The sequence below is a fragment of the Peterkaempfera griseoplana genome (assembly GCF_001418575.1).
In the GTDB taxonomy this organism is placed as follows: Bacteria; Actinomycetota; Actinomycetes; order Streptomycetales; family Streptomycetaceae; genus Peterkaempfera; species Peterkaempfera griseoplana.
In genome coordinates this window covers 486-1,194 of record NZ_LIQR01000112.1, presented here as the reverse complement: position 1 = coordinate 1,194, position 709 = coordinate 486, and positions in this window count along the sequence as shown.

The window sequence follows — 709 nt, the reverse complement described above, 5'->3', positions numbered from 1 at the left end:
CGGCTCGGCCGCGGCGGGGTCATGGCGGCGCTCGCACTCTTCGTCGCCGTCCCGGTGGCCGGCCACCTCGCGGACTCCTTCAAGGCACCGCTGACCCGCCTCGGCCAGGCCCGGATCAACGGGGCGCACTGGCGGCGCATGGCCGCGCTGGCGGCCGGGACCGCCACCATCGACGCCGTGGAGAACCCGGAGGTCCAGGACCAGCTCCGGCTCACCATCTCCGAGCCGCGCAACTGGACCGAGAGCACCCCCGGCGAGGGAGCCCTGCAGCAGCTGGACCTGATGGTCCGCTGGGTGGGAAGCATCGCGGCCTGCCTGGTCGTCGCACGCTACGCCCTCTGGGCGGTGCCCCTGCTGCTGGTGACGGCGCTGCTGGTGCGGGGGCTGCGGCGGCGGGACTACATGTGGCAGAACCGCGACTGGGCGAGCCGGGCGCAGTACGGGCGGATGGCCGACTACTGGCGCGACGTGGGCGGCTCCCCCGGCACCGGCAAGGAGGTGCAGGTCTTCGGTCTGCAGCCATGGCTGGTGGGCCGCGTCCGGGAGCTGGTGCTCGCCCAGTACGCACCGGGGTGGCGTACACAGCTGCGGGTCCAGCGCCACGAACTGTTGTACTTCCTGCTGTGGGCCGCACCGCTCGGCACGGTCTTCGCCGTCGAGGCCGTGCGCGCCGCGCACGGGACCCTGCCGGTGGCGGCCGAGACGGCGG